Annotated in this window: 16 protein-coding genes; 11 read left to right on the top strand and 5 right to left on the bottom strand. The window is 61.2% G+C overall.

The features are described from left to right. Positions 1-212 precede the first annotated feature (212 nt). The 6 genes from BJ997_RS20230 to BJ997_RS20205 all read left to right on the top strand — a co-directional run bounded on the left by BJ997_RS20230 (position 213) and on the right by BJ997_RS20205 (position 5,244). Positions 213-656, top strand: a complete 444-nt coding sequence (locus BJ997_RS20230; RefSeq protein WP_035839089.1) for a hypothetical protein — start codon at positions 213-215, stop codon at positions 654-656. A 25-nt stretch (positions 657-681) separates the two neighbouring features. After that, the gene (locus BJ997_RS20225) at positions 682-843 is read left to right on the top strand and encodes a hypothetical protein (RefSeq protein ID WP_160175910.1); all 162 of its coding nucleotides are present in this window, start codon (positions 682-684) and stop codon (positions 841-843) included. A 100-nt stretch (positions 844-943) separates the two neighbouring features. Next, positions 944-1,582, top strand: coding sequence for a helicase associated domain-containing protein (locus BJ997_RS20220; protein ID WP_152602321.1), 639 nt, complete (start codon positions 944-946; stop codon positions 1,580-1,582). Between the two features lie 195 nt (positions 1,583-1,777). Further along, on the top strand, positions 1,778-3,352 hold the full coding sequence (locus tag BJ997_RS20215; RefSeq protein ID WP_052542589.1) for a competence protein CoiA family protein: 1,575 nt from the start codon (positions 1,778-1,780) through the stop codon (positions 3,350-3,352). Positions 3,353-3,715: 363 nt separating this feature from the next. Beyond that, the gene (locus BJ997_RS20210; protein WP_052542588.1) at positions 3,716-4,363 is read left to right on the top strand and encodes a hypothetical protein; all 648 of its coding nucleotides are present in this window, start codon (positions 3,716-3,718) and stop codon (positions 4,361-4,363) included. 275 nt (positions 4,364-4,638) lie between these two features. Next, entirely contained in the window at positions 4,639-5,244 is a 606-nt protein-coding gene (locus BJ997_RS20205; RefSeq protein ID WP_035839083.1) for a hypothetical protein, read from the top strand. Between the two features lie 29 nt (positions 5,245-5,273). Here BJ997_RS20205 and BJ997_RS20200 read toward each other — a convergent pair whose 3' ends face one another. Beyond that, the gene (locus tag BJ997_RS20200; RefSeq protein WP_035839080.1) at positions 5,274-6,509 is read right to left on the bottom strand and encodes an ATPase AAA; all 1,236 of its coding nucleotides are present in this window, start codon (positions 6,507-6,509) and stop codon (positions 5,274-5,276) included. Between the two features lie 741 nt (positions 6,510-7,250). Between BJ997_RS20200 and BJ997_RS20195 the strand changes: the two genes are divergently transcribed. Then, the gene (locus BJ997_RS20195) at positions 7,251-7,436 is read left to right on the top strand and encodes a hypothetical protein (RefSeq protein ID WP_152602320.1); all 186 of its coding nucleotides are present in this window, start codon (positions 7,251-7,253) and stop codon (positions 7,434-7,436) included. Between the two features lie 107 nt (positions 7,437-7,543). Here the strand turns inward: BJ997_RS20195 and BJ997_RS20190 are convergent. Beyond that, positions 7,544-8,943, bottom strand: a protein-coding gene (locus BJ997_RS20190; protein WP_183323836.1) for an IS3 family transposase whose coding sequence is annotated in 2 segments (ribosomal slippage) — positions 7,544-8,622 and positions 8,622-8,943 — 1,401 coding nt in all. Because the reading frame shifts where the segments join, the coding sequence is not laid out codon by codon here. Positions 8,944-9,148: 205 nt separating this feature from the next. After that, positions 9,149-9,913, bottom strand: a complete 765-nt coding sequence (locus BJ997_RS20185) for a primase-like DNA-binding domain-containing protein (RefSeq protein ID WP_035840809.1) — start codon at positions 9,911-9,913, stop codon at positions 9,149-9,151. 1,365 nt (positions 9,914-11,278) lie between these two features. Between BJ997_RS20185 and BJ997_RS20180 the strand changes: the two genes are divergently transcribed. Beyond that, the gene (locus tag BJ997_RS20180) at positions 11,279-12,253 is read left to right on the top strand and encodes an AAA family ATPase (protein ID WP_035840812.1); all 975 of its coding nucleotides are present in this window, start codon (positions 11,279-11,281) and stop codon (positions 12,251-12,253) included. A 406-nt stretch (positions 12,254-12,659) separates the two neighbouring features. On the opposite strand, the gene istB is transcribed toward BJ997_RS20180, so the two are convergent. Together istB and istA are read right to left on the bottom strand one after the other, a co-directional pair. After that, positions 12,660-13,391, bottom strand: a complete 732-nt coding sequence (gene istB, locus BJ997_RS20175; protein WP_183323340.1) for an IS21-like element helper ATPase IstB — start codon at positions 13,389-13,391, stop codon at positions 12,660-12,662. Then, positions 13,388-14,869 (bottom strand): IS21 family transposase, encoded by a 1,482-nt coding sequence (gene istA / locus BJ997_RS20170; RefSeq protein ID WP_084141842.1) that lies wholly within the window; start codon positions 14,867-14,869, stop codon positions 13,388-13,390. The genes istB and istA overlap by 4 nt, the downstream gene beginning before the upstream one ends. Positions 14,870-14,992: 123 nt before the next feature. On the opposite strand from istA, the gene BJ997_RS20165 reads away from it, so the two are divergent. From BJ997_RS20165 to BJ997_RS20155, 3 genes are all read left to right on the top strand, one after another. After that, a complete protein-coding gene (locus BJ997_RS20165; protein WP_183323717.1) occupies positions 14,993-15,892 on the top strand; it encodes a hypothetical protein in 900 nt (299 codons plus the stop codon). A 115-nt stretch (positions 15,893-16,007) separates the two neighbouring features. Then, positions 16,008-17,402: an IS1380 family transposase gene (locus tag BJ997_RS20160; protein ID WP_035841044.1), complete on the top strand. Its 1,395-nt coding sequence runs from the start codon at positions 16,008-16,010 to the stop codon at positions 17,400-17,402. Positions 17,403-17,532: 130 nt separating this feature from the next. After that, positions 17,533-19,029 (top strand): S8 family serine peptidase, encoded by a 1,497-nt coding sequence (locus BJ997_RS20155; protein WP_183323715.1) that lies wholly within the window; start codon positions 17,533-17,535, stop codon positions 19,027-19,029. Positions 19,030-19,531: the final 502 nt, after the last annotated feature.

Genomic DNA, 19,531 nt, shown 5'->3' with positions numbered 1-19,531 from the left:
TAGAGGCCGGGACATCGAAGCGCCGTTCTACACCGCTTCCTGTTACCCAGTGGCACACTAGTCCCGCTCTAATTCGTGTTTACCGTTGCTAAACACAAATCACAGCGGGCCTAGTGGTGGTTGTCCTGGCAAACACGAGATGCGTCGTTGCGTATTTACGTCCGGCTCGTCCTCTGTCTCTGGCGTGCTGGTGCTTCTGGCATGCTGGGCGGATGGGCCCGGTACTCGACAATCTGCGCGACATCTGCGGCACGTACCTCTTCTGGTTCCCGGATTTCGCACAGTCTCCCGGATTCGCAGGGTGCTTGGCCGTCGTCGCTGCCGTTATCGCGTACATCGCGACGACGAAAAACGCCCGCAAGGAGCAATGGTGGAAGCGCGCCGAGTACGCATTGAACCTGACACTGGCGGCGGAGGAGACCACGCAGATAACTGGCCTCGAAATGCTCGACGCGCTCGAATCGAAGACCGAGCCAGAACGAGCATTTATCCAAGCGGCAACGCAGTGGTTCCTGTACAGGGGGCCCACGGACGTATCCGCCGGTCCTTCCAGCGAAGCACGTGCCAGCGAAGACGATGATGCGCCTATACCAACTGGCAGCCGCGCTCGAATCTTTAGGGTCATACGTAGTTTTTTCAGGCGCCCACGCGCATAATAAGTACAGGATCAGGAGGCACACCATGACGATCAACGAGAGTCAGCAACGTCAGAGCGACAGCCGGCCTAGCCCGAAAGCTCAGGCCGTAGCCGCGCGAGTTCGCGTGAACGCAGACCGCCGCGCCGGCAACGACAAGACGCCAAAGTGGATCGTCAAGCTTTCTCAAACACCTGCGGCGAAGTAGTTACTTTTCTCGCCAAGACAGCGAGCTCGTAACCGGCTAGGTGTCTTCCTCGAGTGCCCAGCTCCCCTCACCAGCAGCTCGGGCCGATATCCTTGGCCCCATGACGGCTGACGATCAAAAGTGGATGCTCTACCTCGGACACGCTGTCTCGGCTTTTCGCGCCAGTGGCTCGATTCCTCGTGGCGAAAGCCACCCGGGCGGCTGGCTTGCTATCCAGCGCCGTGGCGCCAGGAGTGGCGAGCCGTGGATGACGCTCCACCGTCAGATGAAGCTGGATGAGTCTTTGCCAGGCTGGCGCGAATCACCGAAGCCACCTCAACGGAGCCGGACAGAGATCACGGTCGCGTTGCAGCGTCACATACAGACGACAGGGCGGCTTCCCCGTCAGAACGGCGAAACCGCAGACGAACAGCGCCTCGGGGCGTGGCTGACTGCCCAGCGGGTAGCGCATCACAGCGGTTCTTTGAACGCGGAGCTGACTGCCTGGTTGAACGTGACCTGTCCCGGCTGGGAGGGTGACGGTTCACGGCAGACCGCGTGGGAGCGGACCGCGGGTGAGCTCGGCGCGTACGTGAGGCGGACGGGGTGCTGGCCGAACCGCCGCAGCGCCGCCGCTGATGAGCGGCGCCTTGCCACCTGGGTGAAGAACAGGCGGAACGAAAACCGCAGTGATCAGATCAGTGCGGAGCGCATCGCGCTCCTCGATCAGCTCGCGCCAGGATGGCAGGATCCTCGGTAGACCTCGCCGCGGGTCATGCTCGCCGTGCCGACCAGTTACCCCGGCGGCGGTTGAGCCGGCGGTCGCCGTTTCGAACCGAGCGTGGAGGTACAAGGCGCGTCGCGCTGAAACCGGCCGGTGCGGCCACTTGCAGCGAGAACAGAGAGTGTCAGTGGTCCTCGCTAGGCTCAGCCTCAGCCAGCCACGGAGGAACACATGCCATTGACGGCGTACGACGGTGAGCGCCAGTACCAGGCGCCCTTCATCGCGGACGAAGACTGGGCGGACCTCAAACAGCTCAAGCTCACGCTGAGCTGCGGCACTCGTGGCATCCCGCGTCGATCCAAGTTGGGCACGAAGCACTTCTACCACTACGACCTCGCGGCTTGCGAGTTCCAGCACAAGCCTGAATCCCCGGAGCACCTGCGCATTAAGACCGTGGTCATGCTCGCCGCGCGAGAAGCCGGATGGGAAGCGAGCGAGGAAGTCCGCGCCCCTGACGGAAGCTGGATCGCGGATGTCATGGCCACCCGTGGGGACCGCAGGTACGCGTTTGAGGTGCAATGGTCCAAGCAGATCCACTCTGTGTACCGTGCCCGACAGGAGCGGTACGCGAACGATCAGGTGGAATGCCTCTGGCTCGTGCGTCACATCAAACACCTCACGGACGGGGTTACAGCTGCGCTCGGCGTGGCCATCGTGGACGACGAGCCAGTGGTCCGCGACGGGGCATGGACTCAGGGCACGCCAGAAATCCCGCTCGCGCCCGTCATCGTCGCGGTGCTGAATAGCCCGCTCCGGTGGGCGCCCGCCCAGCCTGGCACGATCGCCGCGTCTACGCGATGGGGCGTGCAGGCATGCAACAGCTGCCGTGTCCACTCGATCACGTTCCACAGCGTCGGCCGCGCAGAGAAGGCGTGCGACCGCTGCGAGGGCACCTGGACGGAGGGTGAGCACCTGCCTGACAGTGTGTCGCCCGGAGACTTGGGCCTCGATCTGCCCCAAGCGTCGTTGGCGGTGCCTGTCAGCCCCTCGCACCCGGGAGACCAGCCCGACCTTGCATGGGGGTTCTCTTGCCCGGGGTGCGCTGCGCCGTTTGCGTGGCTTGACCAGGCATGGCTTGCGGATGCCGCCGAGATTCGCACCAACGAAGAACGCACGGAAATCCCGGCGCACTGGTGTCATCCCGGTTGGCAGGGCTCGTCAATTCAGCACGTTCTCGAAGCGCTCCGCCACCCGCCAGCGACTCTTGCTGATCGAGCACCTCGTGCAGCCGGCGGAGCCAATCCCCGCGACCAAATAGCTAATGCAGACGCCCGAAGGGCCTTGGGCGGACGGTTCTCGCCCGTGATCTCCAAGGCATCCTGGACCGCCCGCGTGGCTGCCATGCAATCGTGGGTGTGGATGAGTGCCTATCACCAGCGACTGGCCCTCCGCGAAGTTGCGAACCAGCTCGCGGCCGACGCGAAGGTGGAGGCGATGCGTGTCCTTCGGGACGAGGAAGCCACCGCTCGTGCGCGGGAAGCGCAGCGTGAGTCGAACTTGGTAGCTATCAGGGAGGAACGCGAGCGCGTCTTCGCGCGCGTGCGTGCTCAGGGCGGGCAGGTACGCCCGGTGCCGGTGGACGCTGAGGGGCAAGTGATGATTACCGACCCAAGTCGGGCTGCGGACTTGAAGGCCTTCCAGGAGCGACTGCGGCGGGACAGAGACCTGCCGCGTGTGGTGCGCGCGGTGCCGCCGATAGCCCCGATACCTATTGCCTCTGCGCCGGTCGGGACCGACGGAACGTAGGAGTCTCTTGTGGCCACGAACCCGACTCGCCCCGCACGCCGAGCGGGGCTACCCGTGCGCATGCTCCAAGCGGGCTGTGAACCTGATTCCGTCGTGAATCACGTGTTGCCGCAATAAATCAGATGTGCAGCTCACGTTCAGATAGTGGTCCAGACCCAGCGAGCCAGTCTGCCTGTGAGGCGGATAATAGATAGATGCTCTGGGACCGCGCACATCGCACTCGTGACACGGCTGAAGCAACGCCTGCCCGCGTTGAGGCAGCGAGCAGTCTCGAAGCGATAGAGAAGCTGCGCAGTGAGATCCCGGCTGATCACTTGGTGATGTTCGTTCGTCCATCTCGTCAATAGGAAGCAGGCAAGCCCAATGTCTTCCGAGAACCTGACCCAGATCGAGCCCGACCACGGGAACGAGTTCGTGCCGCGGCCGTTCAGCTTGACGCCGGCCGAGCTGGGCGATCTCGCTGTGTCCATGGCGTCAGCGCCGACGCCAGTGCTGGCGTGGGTCCGATACCCAGCGATCGCCGTCCGTGTGCAGGGTCTCGTTGTGGCCTGGACCTCTCGTGCTGTGTACGTTGAGTGGGAAGATCGCGGCACGCATCGGGTGTGGGTGTGGGCGTCCGCCGTTGAGCGGGCTCTTGATGTCCCGGCAGCTGACCAGGCTGCGAGCAAGCCACCGGCTGTTCCAGACTCACCACGGACGCCTGAGATGACGGCCCTCGGCACAGCGCCGCTGGTGAAGCTCGTCAACGCCGAGCTGGAACTCATCGGTGCTGAATTTCTGAGCGCCATGGCCAAGCCAGCTGGTCCGTTTGGAGCGGTCGTGTTTGGCTCTATTGATGGCCACCGCGTGCGCCTGGACTTCCACGTCGAACCCGCGTCGAGCATGTGCGCTGTGTTTCTGACCAGCACACACACGGAAGACTTGCCCGGGGCCAGCAGCGCTTCGACGTTTGACGAAGCCATTGAGGCTTACCCGTGGGCTGCGGTCCTTGAGGCGCTGGAACTGGACTAGAGCTGGACTAGCCAGGGCCTCGATAAGCTCGTCTGATGGACAGAATCATCGCTTTCTCACCAGCTCCCACGCCATCGAGTGTCGCTGGCGGAGGGTACGAATGGGCCGTCGCGACGCAAAACGCACAGGGAGACTGGGTTCGTGGTGAGGTCATCACTAAGGAAGCCGCCCGTGCCGAGGAAAAGCGGAACCCTGATGCCGTGGCTATTTCTCGTGAGGTAACCGGTTGGGATCCGTCGCCTGTCTATCATTTTCCTGCTGAGTACGACGGGAGCATGGACGAGCTCGTTGCCCAGATCATCGACGAAGAAAACGCCGTCGTACGTGCGGGCCTGTTGCGCGGCGCGGACATCGCCGTAACGCACATGCAGACACCAGGTAACCGCGTGGCGCACCGCATCTCGTGCTCCAGCCTGAGAGATTGGTTCGACCGCACTCTCGCCTGGCCCAGCTACTCCCGCCAGCGCTTACAGAAGGATCGAAACTTCCGACCCGCGCTTCCTACGCTCATGACCCGCGGCGAAGCGCGCGCGCTCATCAAGCTCCGCTCATGCAAAACCTGCGCCCCCAACATCGGAGGCGACGAGGTTCCCCGGACGAGCACTCTGTTCGCACAGGGGCTGAAGAGTCACCACATCGGCCGCATCCTCGCCGACGAGCACGGCGTCGACATCGGCACTATCCAGACGGTGATCTTCACCCGCAGCTCTGACACAGAGGGTCGCTTCGACGCAGACGTCGTGACAGTCGAAACAGAGAACGGGACCGTGCATCTGGAGCCCCGGACACGGATGCAGGTTCGTACCGTCCTTGAAACCCCTACGGCGATTGCCAGGGAAGCGGCCGTTCGCACGCGAGTGGGGCTGCCGGTTCAAGATTGATTGATAGTGCCCTGTCGCCCCCAGGTAGCTCAGTCGACGCTGGGCCAGTCACTCGTCAGGTACGCCTCGACAGCACGGTGACGGAACGTGTACGGCTTGCCACGCTCGATGATGCCGCGCACGGAGTCCAGCCGCTGCGATGTGGGGCCGGCGTCTGTGGCCTTGGCGAAGCCCATGTCCTGGGCAATACGGGTGAGAGTGCGCTCCTGGGCCGGGCGCTCAGCCATGGCCTGAACGAAGTCGCGCTCGCGCTTGGGAAGGCGATCAAGGATCCGCTCGACATGGGTAGCTGCCTCTGCACGGGCAGCTTTCCAGCCGACCAGCACCTGCGCGCGGGTGATCACGTCGGTACTGCCGGCGTACCAGGCTTGCTCGCCAGCGAGCTGGAACAGGAACGGTTCGCCGCAGCAGAGCTCGACGATCGCTGCGACACTGGTGGGTTCCATGTGGACACGCGTGATACCGCCTAGGTCATCAGGCACAGGCCAGCCCTCGATGATGAACGGCTGAAGAGCAGAGACCAGATCATCATCAGCAATTGCCTCAAGCAGGGTTGTCTTGAAGCGCCTCGCGAACGTGGCGCCGGTGCGCGATCCGGCCATGTCGGCGAAATCAGGCAGGCCGGTGAGATAGACAGCAATCGGCAACGACCGGAGCACACGCACACCGCCGGGCGCGGTGATCTCTTCTTCGTGCACAAGGGCATCACCGAGAGCGATCAGCAACTGGGACAGGGCGTTCTCGTCGGTGATGTTCTGCACCTCGTCGACGTGGATGAGTACCATCACATCGCCGCGCGCGATTGCGGCTCGGCCGACCTCTACCAAGAGTGCCGTCAACACCGTGTACGGCTCAGGGCCCTCTTGTTGGCGCAGGGACAGCGAGATCCCGCTGGCAGCAACAGCCTGCACGCGACTGAGGGCGTCTTTGATGCGCCTCTCACGCGACGTGGGTAGGCCCGCTTGGTCGGCGAGCTTCAGAATTGCCGTGGCGACGATCTTCAGGGGGTCAGCGCCAGAGGGAACGCGCAGCTGCTGGGTGGTCCAGTCTCCCGCGGCAGCAGCATCTCTGGCGATGCGCCTGACCAAGGTGGACTTCCCGAGACCGGCTTCTCCGAGGATGGTTCTTCCTCGCTCAGGGAGCCCGGCTATGCGCCGCGGCCGCACGACGTCGCGCCAGTCGCTGAGCTGGGCTGTCCGGCCGGCCCACACTTCGGGGATGCTGTCGGAACCAGGGCTGAACGGGCTATTGAGTGCAGTGCGCATGTTGATAAGTTTATCAGGGATTTCTGACTTTGATAAAGTTATCAGGCTCGGCTGCGAAGTCGTCTGGCCCGTTCCTGCGGATCGTGACCCCCGGCCCCTCTCTGGTGACTCTGGCAGGTTTCGGCTGAACAGGCAATGGGAATTTGTGGGTATTGACAGGAGGATGACCACCCGTGGAAAGTGGCGTTCACTGTGGCCAACCAGCCAGAGACCGCTGATTCAAAGGGGATTCAGAGTGAGTCGATACAAGTTCATTTCCGTGGCTGCAACGCTGCTTGTGGCGGGATCGTTACTCTCAAGTGCCGGAGCCGCCAGCGCTTCGCCTGGGGGTTTGGCAGCAAGCAGTCTGACTCAGACGCACGTCGTCACTTCTTCGGTACGGCCAGCCACCGCCATACCGGTCCGAATCTGCGCACCGAAGAAGTGCATCACTGTTTCCTCAGCCAACGTCTGCCGATCCGGTACGGCAGGGTGCGGAGCCGTCTACCGTCTCTACACCGGGTACTGCTCGTCATCAGTCGGGTGCTTCACATACGAAGGAAGGAACTACTCGTACACAGGTGGGCCCGCACCGACGGCTGGCCAAAAAGCAGCGGCCGCCCGTTGCTTCCTGAGCATTGGCGGCTCAATCGCATCGGCCAGTGCCGGAGGGGCGCTTGGATTCACACTATTTGGCGTGACCATGACATCTTGGGGCTGTTCATCGCTAGGATCGTCTTCACCAACGGGAGTGAGTGCAGTATGACCAAACACATTGAAGCGCCGCTTGCCTTGACGATTATCGGCCTCTTCTTCATTGGCTTGGGCGTATTCAGCGCCGTGACGTCCAGCAATTTCTGGTTCACCGCAGCGCTGCTTGGTCTTGGTCTGGTACAGACGGTGTACTACGGCCGCAGGTACGTTCTGCAACGCAGGACGCGCGCTTAGGAAGAGCTGAGGCCAGTACGCGCTAAGTCCGGGGCTTCGATCCAGCACGCCGCGAGGCCGGTCCTGGGAAACCGGAATTTGTCAAGGTGGATGAGGCCAGTGGGAGTTTAGGCGGCTAGTTCGAGCCCTTCATTCTCGATAGGTTTGGGGGCTGGTTTATTGATCCATGCCGTCTTGGGAATGGACAGGATCTGCGGCGCCTTGTTGGTGCTGAATCGCTCTGGGAAGCGTGCGCGTGCCGCGTCCAGCGTCGCTGCCCGTTCGATGGCCTTCGCCTCGGCGAGGCCGTAATGAACGTCTGCTGGCGTGTTGAGGCCGATCCCGGAATGGCGATGCTCGTGGTTGTAGCCGTCGACGAACGAGGCCATGAACGTCTTCGCGTCGGCAAGGGAGCCGAAGCGTTCGGGGAACGTCGGAGCGAACTTCAGGGTCTTGAACCAGGCCTCGCTGTAGGGATTATCGTTACTCACCCGAGGCCTCGAGTGCGATTTGGTGACCTCCAAGTCAGACAACAGCGCCGCGACGGTCTTGGACGTCATCGACGTGCCGCGGTCGGCGTGAACGACCTGAGGGACGCCGTGAATGCCGAAGATCTCCTTCATCATCTCCACCGCCAGCTCGCCGGATTCCGACGCGTGAACATAGGCGCCGACGATGTAGCGGGAGTAAATATCGATCATCACGTAAGCATCGAAGTACTTGCCCTTGATCGGGCCGGCGAGTTTCGTAATATCCCAGCTGAGTACCTGGCCGGGTCCCGTCGCCGTCAGTTCCGGGATCGCCCGGGCAGGATGGCGCGCCTGGCGGCGGCGGTCCTTGACCTGCTGATTCTCGTTCAACACCCGATACATCGTTGATATGGAGCACAAGTACGTGTCTGCGTCGAGCAGTTGGGCGTAGATCTGGATCGGTGGCAGGTCAACGAACGGCTGTGAATTGACGACGTCAAGGATCTCGCGGCGGCCGGTGTCGCCGATCTTGTTCGCCGGAATCAGCGCCGGCCGGGCCACGGGAATGCGTCGTTTCCTTGTGGCTGTCGCTCGAGGGATCCCGACCAGGTCGGCCGCGACGCGAGTCGAGATCCCTCGACTGGCCAGTTCGCGGTACGCGGTCATTACGGCTTCGTGTGCGGTGTTTCGTCCCGCGAGCTCTTCGAAAGACTTTCGAGTAGCTCGTGCATTTTTGACATGATCTCCAACGCCACCCCCGTCGTTTCCAACCGCTGCTCGGTCTTGCTCAACTGGCGGCGCAGCCGGGCGATTTCAGCCTGCTCCGGAGTTAACCGGCCAATCTTCTCGCCGGGCTTCTTCCCCGCGAGAACACCCGCGTCACGAAGCTTTCGCCACTCCGTGATCTGCGAGGAGTAGAGCCCTTCGGTGCGCAGATAAGTGCCGCCCTCGTTGTTCTTGATGGCCGTGTCATACGCGGCGAGGTAGGCAAGCTTCTGCGCTGGGGTGAATGACCTTCTCGAGGTCGGGCCACCAGCTCGGGGTCCGGGACTACTCATATGACTATCGTCGCGCACTGCGCTCAAAGACGGACTGGACATGGTGATGATTCCTGATTCTCGCCCTACGTCAAACGGCGGACTTGCTCTGAGGTACTGGCCTCACCCAACCCTGACACGTAGGGAACACGGAACGACCTGCACGGGTTCACCTCCTCCGTGCAGGTCGTTCCGTGTTCGTGCGAGTTCGACAGCTACCTGGGCATCACCGGCCAGCACGCGACGGCTGGCGCCGGGTGTTGCGATGCAGTCCGTAGATGGCATTCCCTGAACTGTCTGGCGACCATCCATGCAGCTGATCCGCCATCGACTCAGCTGCGCGCATCAGCCTCTGTGCGCGTGCGCGGGTGTAGCGCCATCCGTCAGGCGCAGCTGCCTGGGTGGACGCATTCCCGACAGACACGGGCTCGGATATCACAGACTCGGCCGAGACGATCTTCGTCAGCCGCCCTGTGAACGCTGCTTTTCCGAGCGGTTCTTCACCGACCACCTCGGTGGTCATCCACTCCACGTACAGGGCGTGGAGGAACTCGGTGGGTAGGAAATCCCAGGCGAAGCGGGGAGCGAACTCTTTCCAGAAGGCGCTGATGCGATCGTTCGCGTGAACGACAAGGTCAAGCCTGTGCTCGAGCTGCGTCTGGTCGTCGTGGTCATGCCCGAGTGCCGGGGCGAGTACCGGCCGGTGCAGGTCGAGAAGAAGCCCCGCTCCCGAGACCGCCGTTACGAGCGCCGGGCTGTACTTCTGCTGCGTTCCGCGGGGTGATGCGTCGAGCACATGGGCAATAGCTCCCCAGGAGTGTCGGGTCGCAGCTTCGGCACGCAGCTGGCTCACGCAGGACCGAAGCAGCTCGTCGATGCAGTCGCGAGCGACGTTCAGCGCGTTGAGTTCGCCAAGTGTCGCGGGAGCGCCTGGGCTCAGGCAGTTCAGCTCCGCGATGGCGGTGCCGAGTGTTTGCTCAGTGTTGTGCATGCTGCGGCCTCCTTCAGAGGATGCGTTTGGGTGTTCTTGGGCAATTTGCCCGTACTGTACGGGCGTTTTCCAGTCATAAAGAGCGATGTACCTTTTTTGCGCGCAGAAAAAGGTACAAGCTCAGGAGGGGAATTGCCTGATGAGAATGCGTTTGTGAGATTGAATGTACCTTTTCTTCTTTTTCCAAAAGGTAAGAAAAGGTACAGAGTTTCAGCTGCTTTGGGCTGTTTTCTCTTGATTTTTCAACAAATAGAAAGAGAGAAGTACAGAGATGTACCTTATGTACCTCGTGATCGCAGAAACCCTACACATGCGCGCCTGCGCACACGCACACACAGGGGTTTGTCCAAACGTCTGGTACATAAGGTACATTCAGCCGTTTGGCCTGATGAGAGGCTAGAAAAGTGTGACTTTTCGTGTATTTCAAAAAAGGTACACACTCTCGTCGCGCTTGCCTTCTGAGCTAAGCATTAGCTTCTGATCAGGGGTTTTAGTGGCGTCGAAGCGTTGCTGAGGTGTGACTTTTCTTGCTCGCCAGAAAAGGTACACGTGCTTCTGGGCCAGCTCTCGGCCGTGCTCTCGTGCTCTCGTGAACCAGCCCCGACCAGCGCCCGCGTCAGCGTTGGTTACTGTCGCGATCGAAATAGCTGGTCCCAACACCTCCGCTACCGACGACGCGTTCCAGAAGCTTTGTCCGGCGGCTGTTGGCCGACTCCGGAGGCTTTGTCGGGCCCATCGCCGGCTCCGGTGCAGCGGCAGGCTCTGCTGTCCCTGCTGCCGAGATAGAACGGCCCTCGCCGGGCTCCTCCCGGACCCCATGCCAGAGGCGGCCTTGACTGAAGCTACGTAAAGATTGGCGAGGGTGAGCACCAGCCTCGATGTCAGTGAGAGAGAGCTGTCGGCCTCTTTCGGCACTCGGCTTGCAGTCGGCATCAACTGCTTTCGGCTTAGGGGCCAGGAATGCGCAAAAAGAGAAGAGCCCATTGCCACGGACCCTCTGTCTTCTTTCCCTCTTTTGCTCCAAGGCGGAGGTCAGAACATGCCTGACGACTTACTTCGTTCTCCAAATGGAGACGACTCCGGCTGCGCATGCCCCTCGATTAACTCGATGGTCACGTCCGAAGTCCCATGAGGTCGCGTAGAGAGGCTGATCGCCGGAGGCAAGAACCGCCACCTCAGGTGAGATGTGGTCGACGGCGAGGGGGCCCAGCGCGCCTCGCCGTGCACCTGGCCGTGATTCTCGCGTGACCCGGAGGAACAACAGCGCAGTCACTTCGGGCGCCGGTGATGCGCTCGGCGCAGACGACGACTCGAAGTCCGTCGAGCCCCGCGTTCACCACGCACGGTGGCTGTAATGTTGGGGGCATGGCTGGACAGCATCTGAAGGACTTGATTGCCGCTTACGGGCGTCGCGACGACCTTCAGTTCCGTCGCGCAGTTCAAGCGATCATTCAGGAGGAAGAAGCAAAGAAACACACGACACTCGCTCGTGATTTGACGAGACTCCTGACAGTCAATTCGTCCTCAGTGAGCTTCAATGAAGCTCCGGTTCTTCCTGAGCCACCGCTTGACCGAGACAGCAGCACTCCCCTAGCTTCGATCTCAATGCCCAACCGACGGCTTAACGAGCAGGTGCTACGACCTGACATTTCCCATCTGTTGCAGGAATTCGTTGAAGAGGTAGGCCGTTGGCCGGAACTGGACACCGCGGGATTGCCCCGGCGGAATCGAATTCTCCTATATGGTCCACCTGGCTGCGGAAAGACTAGCTCGGTAGAAGCCCTGGCAACCGAACTTGGTCGACCGCTCATTACCGCGCGCGTGGACGGATTAATGTCCAGCTATCTGGGGGAGACAGCATCCAACCTGCGCAAGCTATTTGAGTACGCCAGTTCTGGTGCTTACGTCTTGCTGTTGGACGAGTTTGACAGCCTTGGAAAGTTGCGAGATGACCCGTCCGACCACGGCGAACTTCGCCGCGTAGTGAACGCAGTCTTACAGCAAATCGATGCATATGACGGTCCGTCCATTATCGTCGCTGCAACAAATCATCCCTCTGTCTTGGACCCTGCGCTTTGGCGTCGCTTCGATGTTGTCGCCGAGTTACCGTTGCCCGAGACGCTTGAACTGCAGTCGATCCTTTTCAGGATCCTCAGAGGCCGGACAGATCTTTTTGACATTGATAGCACAGCTCAGGACCTCGTCGGCCTGCCACACGCTGCGGCCGAATTCGCTGCGTACTCGGCGATTCGCAGGTCTGTGCTTGCCCGCAATAACCATGTTTCGTCCGCTCAGTTGAAAGCAGCCATTCACGAAACAACTCAACGTCGCTGGGTGTAACTCCCACCAAGGTGCTGACCAGCACCGCAATGGCGTGCAAGACAGGTGACAGACCATAGTGTTGGTCCATGCCCGACCATCTGCGCCTCACCAGCCCCACTCTCGTTCTTGGACGACGTCGCCCGCCAAACGCAGGCCTGTCGGGTGACTTCGACCGAAGCAGGCATGCGACAACTATCAAGGGAATACTCGAAGGCCTTGAATCTACTGGGGTATCCTTTAGCCCCTCGGCGTCGTCGTCGTCGATGTGTGTTTTGTCAACTTGAAGCCGGCCATTTGAGCGATTAAAAACCTGCCAGTGCGGCGTGGTTTCCGGCCAGTTGAGCACGGTGGTCAGAATGGCCGGTTTTCGGCGTCGTTCCAGCATTCTCGGCCAGCGCGGCCGTCGGCTGGGGTGGTGCGGGGGTTATTTCATGAGGGCGTGTTTAACTCGGTAGGACTCGCCACGAAATTGCAGGAGCCGGCCGTGGTGCACGATGCGGTCGATGACGGCAGCGGCCATGTTGTCGTCGCCGAACACGGTTCCCCAGCGGGAGAATTCCAAATTTGTGGTTATGGCCAGGCTTCTTTTTTCATAACCGTCCGCAATGACCTGGAACAGGAGCCGGGCGCCTTCGGTATCGATTGGTAAGTAGCCAAATTCGTCAATCACCACGAGCCGATTTTTGGCTATGGAGGCCAGCTCCCGATCGAGGCGCCCTTCGTCTTTGGCGCGGCGCAGCTGCATCACCAGCGACGAGGTGGTGAAGAAACGTGCCGGGATTCCCTCGCGGCAGGCGGCGGCGACCAGCGCGCTGGCGAGGTGGGTTTTCCCGGTGCCGACGTCACCGTAGAAGACAAGGTCCTCGGCCCGGTCGATGAAATCCAGCGAGGTCAGCTCGTCACGGCCGTAGTCCTCGGGGAACTTCACGCTCGAGTAGTCAAAACCCGTGAGTGACTTCAACGCCGGCAACCGGGCCGCTGTCAGCAGTCGTTGGCGGCGAGATGCTTGGCGGGATTCGTGCTCGGCCGTGAGCATTCCGTGCAGGTATTCGCGTTGCTTCGGGGTGCCTTTCTCGGCCCACTCGGCCAGCACGGTATTGGTCAGGGAGGCCTGCCGGCCGGTCTCGATGATGTTTTGAACGGTGATCAGGCTCATGCGATCTCTCCTGTCAGCGTGTTCACGGTGGTGAAGGCGTCGGCGGTGAAGATGTCATAAACGCTAAGGTCCACGTTCTCCGCCGCCGGGGCCGTGCCGTCGGCGAGGCGCCGGGCGAGCATGCTCAGCGCGGCGATATCGGGGGTGTCCCCACGCTGGATCAGCATGTCGGCGGCGCCGATTGCGGCGTCGAAACCGGCCGAACCGCTGGCGGCATCCACGGCGCTGAGGAGTCGCCGCCGGTTGGTGGCGGTGGCCGTATCGAGCCACTGCCGCACCGGATCTGGGACCAGGGGGCGCAGTTGGGAGTGACCCCAAGCGCCGGGCTTGGTCACCAGCAACGGCAGCAGCGACGCGGGTTCGAAGATCGTCTCGGTCTGTCGTCCGAACGCCCGAGGGAATGACCGCACCGGCGTGGCCTGCTCATCGAGGATCTCGACCACATCGTGTCGTAACCCCACTGTCAGGGTGCGGCTATGGAAGGAAGACCCGGCCGCATAGGTGTTCCCGTCGATGAGGAGGTTCCCGGTCTTGTCGGCGGTGCGGGACTCATAACGCACCGGGTCAAACCCGACCCCGGGCAGCGCGAGACTCGCGGCGACGTCCTGGGTAAAGAGCTCACCCACGGGCAGGCCCTTGCGATAGTGCACCGTCGAAGCCAACGCCAGGCACCGCGCCAACAACACGTCGTTGAGGCCCTGCAACGTGGCCGCCTCCGGCTCGGGGACCATCAGGTTCCGGCGGAGGAACCCGACCGCGTTCTCCACGTTGCCTTTCTCATTGCCGGAGTACGGGTTGCAGTACCGAGACTCCGAGCGGTAATGCAGTTTGAATGCGCTGAACAGTTTCGTCTCGACGACCTTGGCCCCCACTCTCCGCCCGATCCCGGTCGCGTTGTCAAAGACCAAGTGCCGAGGTGCCGCACCGATGTGATCAAACACAGTCCGCAGGCCGTGGCAGACACACTCGGATGTTTCGCCCCGGTAAGCCTGCACGAAGCGCATGTTCGAGAACGGGAACGTGACGACGAAGATATGTAGGACCTGCCGGACCCCCGCGATGATGGCCTCGGCCTGCCCAAAATCGACCTGCGCCGTGCCGGCCGGCCAGACCAGTTCGGTGAATCCCTCCCCGGCCTGGCGGTGGCGGGTCTTCCATTTAGCGACGAAGCGTTGCACCGGCGAATAACTGCCGAAGTAGCCCTGCTCGACGACGAGGCGGTCAAAGACGCGCTTGGCCGTGTGGCGTTGCTTGCGCGGCCGGCGCTGGTCCTCGCCCAACCACAACTCAATGGTGTCTTCGAACCCTGTCAACACCGACCCGGCCGGCCGAGGCACCGGCGACGGTGGCTTGGGCGAGTAGTCCAGCTGGCCGGTGTATTTCGTTACCGCGTCGCGGCTGACGCCCAGTCGGCGGGCGATCTCTCGGCCCGCGATTCCGTGGGAGTCGAGAGTTCTGATATTTTCTTGCACGGACATGGGTACCGTCATCTGCTTTCTGTTCCTTCCGGCGCGACCGCTTGGCAGTAGCTACGCCGTAAGGAACATATCTGGGGTGGCGGGCCCATGTCTCCGCGCACGGGAGAAGGGCCTCGGCCACCGGTGATCACTGTCTCGGCGCATTCCCCAAACCAACGTCTTGGCGGGGAATTGCCTGGCCTGATTCTTAGCGCTCTTTTGGCAGGAAACCAGCCGCTAACTTGGCAGGATTCCAGCGCCGAAACGGCCTACAAAGAGTTGATCACACACACGATGCCATCGGCCGAGGACGACGAAACCGAAATGGGCACCGTCGTTCTGAAGTTCAAGACTGCGGGCCAGGCCGACAAGGGGCCCTTTAGCAAGTGGAACATGACTGCCCTAGGTGAGAACGCAGACAACGAGTACTTCGTGCTGTCTGCCCTCGAGTCACGTCGAGCTTTCGCGGCACTCGTGACTGACTACGGAGATCGTTCCCAAGCGGGGTCGTGGAATCATCCGGAATCGTGGGCGAAGGCCCTAGACAAGATTCGGGACGTCACCATCTTTGGAGTCGAGGATAGGTTCGACGCAAGCCTGTCCGATCTAGCTTTCGAGACAGTCGAACCAATTGACGTTGTGCTGTGGCCAACGTCTCTTCTTGCCACCGCCGCCGCCAACCGGGTTGCCGCACAAAGGCTGGGAGAGCTGCGCGAGCTCGTAGATACCGCGGCGATCGCGGACGATGGAATCACGATTCTCGATGAGGATCCTAGGCCGGACACTCTTCTCATGCGCGTGAATGCAACTCGCGGCTTGCTTGACGAGCTATTGCGGCACCCCTATGTCGAAAGAATTCGGGGGCCGCTAACGCCGTACTTGAGCCCCAACCACCTGCTTGCTGATGGGAAGCGTTTCGACCCATTACCCGCCGATGGTGCGGCTATTGGTGTTATTGATGACACCGTCCTCACTGCGAATCCTTGGATGAGGAATGTTCTGCGGGCGTCGGCCTCGTTCCCGGCTGATTATGCCTTCGCCTGAATCCACCGGTCGACCTCAGATTCTGACGGCGCGTTAAACCGAGAATACCCCTCTGATCAGCTAAAATAGTTGTTACTTAGACAAACTATTCAACGATCAAGGAGGCATCTCGTAGATGCAACTTTCTCACACTCACCGGTCCTTTTCTGCATCCTTCGACGACCCCAATCTCGTGTCGTCGGCCGGACTGGTGCCCACGATGGCTCTGGCCGAGAAAACAGGCCTCGGCGCGCTGGTCGATGAGTGGGTGAAACTGCCCGGTTACTTCGGCGCGAATGCCGGCCTGAAAGCGCTGGCACTGGTCGCAGGAATGCTCACCGGCGCCGACTCCATCGACGATATGGCCGTGCTCCGGCACGGCGCTCTCCGGAAATTGTTCACCGGAACCTATGCGCCCTCGACCCTGGGATCGTTCCTGCGCGCGTTCGCTTTTGGCCATGTCCGCCAGCTCGACGCCGCCGCGTCCCGGTGGCTGCAGAACCTCGGCGCCGTCACGCCGATCGTGACCGGTATCGACGACCTCGCCCTGGTCGATATTGACGACACCATCAGGGAAGTGCACGGATATAAGAAGCAAGGCGCCGGGTTTGGCTACTCCGGTGTTCGCGGCCTCAACGCCCTGCTCGCCATCGTCAGCACCGGATCGGCCGCTCCGATCATCGTCAGCTCCCGGCTACGCAAAGGCCCCACCAACTCCGCCCGCGGCGCAAAGAAATTCGTCTCCGACACCCTCGCGACCGTGAAACGACTGCGCAGCCCAACCGCAAAAGGAATGCTTCTCCTCCGAGCCGACAGCGCCTACTACGTCAGCGCCGTCATCCAAGCTGCCCTCCGTGCCGGGGCGATGGTTTCGATCACGGCACGCCTGAATTCATTGGTGAAAGCGGGTATCAGCACCATCCCCGATACCGCGTGGACCCCGATCAAATACACCAATGCGATCTTCGACGACGCCACCGGGCGGTGGATCTCCGACGCGGAAGTCGCCGAAATCCCCTTCACCGCGTTCGGCTCCAAGAAGAAGAGCGAACAAATCCCTGGACGCCTCGTCGTGCGCCGCATCCCGGAACTGAACAAGACCGTCGCCGCCGGGCAAGGCACCCTTTTCGACCTGTTCCGCTTTCACGCGTTCTTCACCACCAGCACCCTGAACACCGTTGACGCCGACAAAACCCACCGCCACCATGCGATCATCGAAAATTTGAACGCCGACATGAAAGCGTCGGCGATGGCGCACTTCCCGTCCGGCGTATTCACGGCCAACGCCGCCTGGCTGGTGCTGGCCTGCATCACGTTCAATCTCACCCGCGCCGCCGGCACCCTCGCCAATCCCGCCCTCGGAAAAGCCGTCACCGCGACCGTTCGCCGCAAACTCATCAACGTCGCCGCCAGAGTATCCACGTCGGCACGACGCGTCACATTGCACCTGCCCGAAAGCTGGCCCTGGGAAGAAGGCTGGTCGGCGCTGTTCACCAGCGTTTGCAACCCGCCCGGCCGCGCCGCCACCTAACCATCGAGCCCGACCGGGCGCAACCAGGAACCCCAGTGGAACACCCAGGCATCAAGGCCCACAGCTCGACCGAGCCCAAAACCCCGAAAAAGGATCGCGCCCAAATCAAGAATTCATCAGAGGCCAACCGGTGGATTCAGGCTTCGGCTCGTCGACTCCACATGGGACTCAAGTCGCAAGTATTGCCGCCTACGGGTCCCTGGATCGGGCATCGCAAGGGGAACAAGTCTCGGCGCCTTTCCCAATTCTGTCCGCCCGCGTTAGCGAGAATCGGAGCGGACAAAGTGTAATCGTCGGAAATGTCGTTGCCCAAGTCGAGCAAGCGCTCCAATGGCTCCATTCAGAGGGCGCTCGAATCGCTGTAGTGGCCTTCGCGTATGACAACGCGGACGATGACCCTCTGCCGACTGAGCTGACAGTCACCCTCGACCGTTTGGCCAGGGAGTACCGCATGGTCCTCGTTGTCAGCGCTGGAAACGTACGGGAGATCGGAACGCAGCACTGGCGTGATGATTATCCTCACTATCTCAAGAGTCCGTCCGCAAGAATCGCTGCGCCGGGGACTGCCGCGCTAGCGATAACGGTAGGCGCGGTCGCCGCTCGGGATGCTCCTTACGACACGACGCTCGTGGGAATCGCGCCGAGGGGCCATCCCTCACCGTTCACTCGAACTGGGCCCACCCGGGGCAATCGAGACGGAAAGACGCAAAAACCCGAGCTCGTCGCACCTGGCGGGAATTTCGGCTGGAAGCCGAGCCTCTCGGTGCCTGTTTCAAACGACCCAAGCTTAGGTGTGATAACTCTCACGGGAAGAAATACGCCCATGTTCGCGGCGACGACAGGAACGAGTTTTGCTGCGCCATTTGTTGCTCATGAAGTGGCAAAGATTGCGACCCGATATCCGGATGCAGGGCCCAACTTGCTCCGGGCGATCACTGCGCTCTCAGCGCCCCCTCTCGAGGCGGGGAGAGTCCCGAATCTTGAGCCATCGACACAATTCGCGTACGGGATACCGAACGCTGACCGTGTGCTCGAAAGTGGGCAGAATAGAGCCATTCTTGTGTTCGAGGGCCTCATGGATATTGGCACCCGGGTGATTCATGAACTCCCCATCCCTCGCGAGTTCGCTCAGTTGGTGAGCGGAGCCGAAAGAAGGGTTCGAATCGTTCTATCTTTTGATCCACCAGTTAAGCGGAGCCGTCGAAACTATGTTGCTGGTCGCATGAAGTTTGACTTCGTTCGCAATATGACGTTGACCGAGGTGAAGCGCACTTGGGAACAGCAGCCAACGGTTGCGGAGAGGGAAGGCAATCCAGAGCTTCCCTACGATGAGATGCCGAATGAGAATAAACGTCCGCGGACGATTCCAGGAGTGAACACGCTCAGTTCAAACACCCTTATTAGGCGCGATATTTCAACCAACACTTGGCGCGAGGATGATGAACATTACTTCTTAGTTGTCTCGCATGACAAAAGCCCATGGACAGCTTCTCAACTGCAAGAGCACCCACAACAGTCTTACGCTCTTGCCATCGAGCTTGTTGACGAAGGGCGCCCCGAACTCGACCTGCATGGTCTCGCTCAAGCTCGTCTGACCAGTCGCACTCGACAGAGAGCCACACGGTAGCCCATGCCCATGGGACACCTTCAAGTGGACTGGAAATCCTTAGCGCTCGAATCAGCAAGTCTGCCAGAGACTCTTGAGACGATTCACGCAGATGCCAGCCTCAAAGAGTCCATCTCTGTTAGCGGCATCTGTCCGACCTGCCGAGGCATCATGACCGTCAATTGGCCTAAGATCACCCGCCCTGTCGGAGCCAGTGATGTCATCGGTCAAGGTTGGGGTTCCGGCCCCACCGTTTGGGTCGTAGTCATGGAATGCAACTGCGGCCATAAGCACACCGGTCAGAAGAGCGGACCGATTGGATGCGGTACGACACTAATGATTGAAGTTGACGATGAACCAGCCAGCTAATAACGTCCGCGGGACCCGTGCCCCGACTACCGAGGAAGTTATCGAGGCCCGTCGCACTCGCCAGGTAAAATCAGTCGAACTCGCCGCGCTCCGGCATACGGCTACGGGGTGGCGAAATGCCGGTGTGATTTCCGCTGGAATCGCGCTGTTGGGT

Source organism: Cryobacterium roopkundense, assembly GCF_014200405.1.
In the GTDB taxonomy this organism is placed as follows: Bacteria; Actinomycetota; Actinomycetes; order Actinomycetales; family Microbacteriaceae; genus Cryobacterium; species Cryobacterium roopkundense.
Note: the sequence above shows the minus strand (reverse complement) of the source record. Positions and strands in the feature narration are given on the sequence as shown.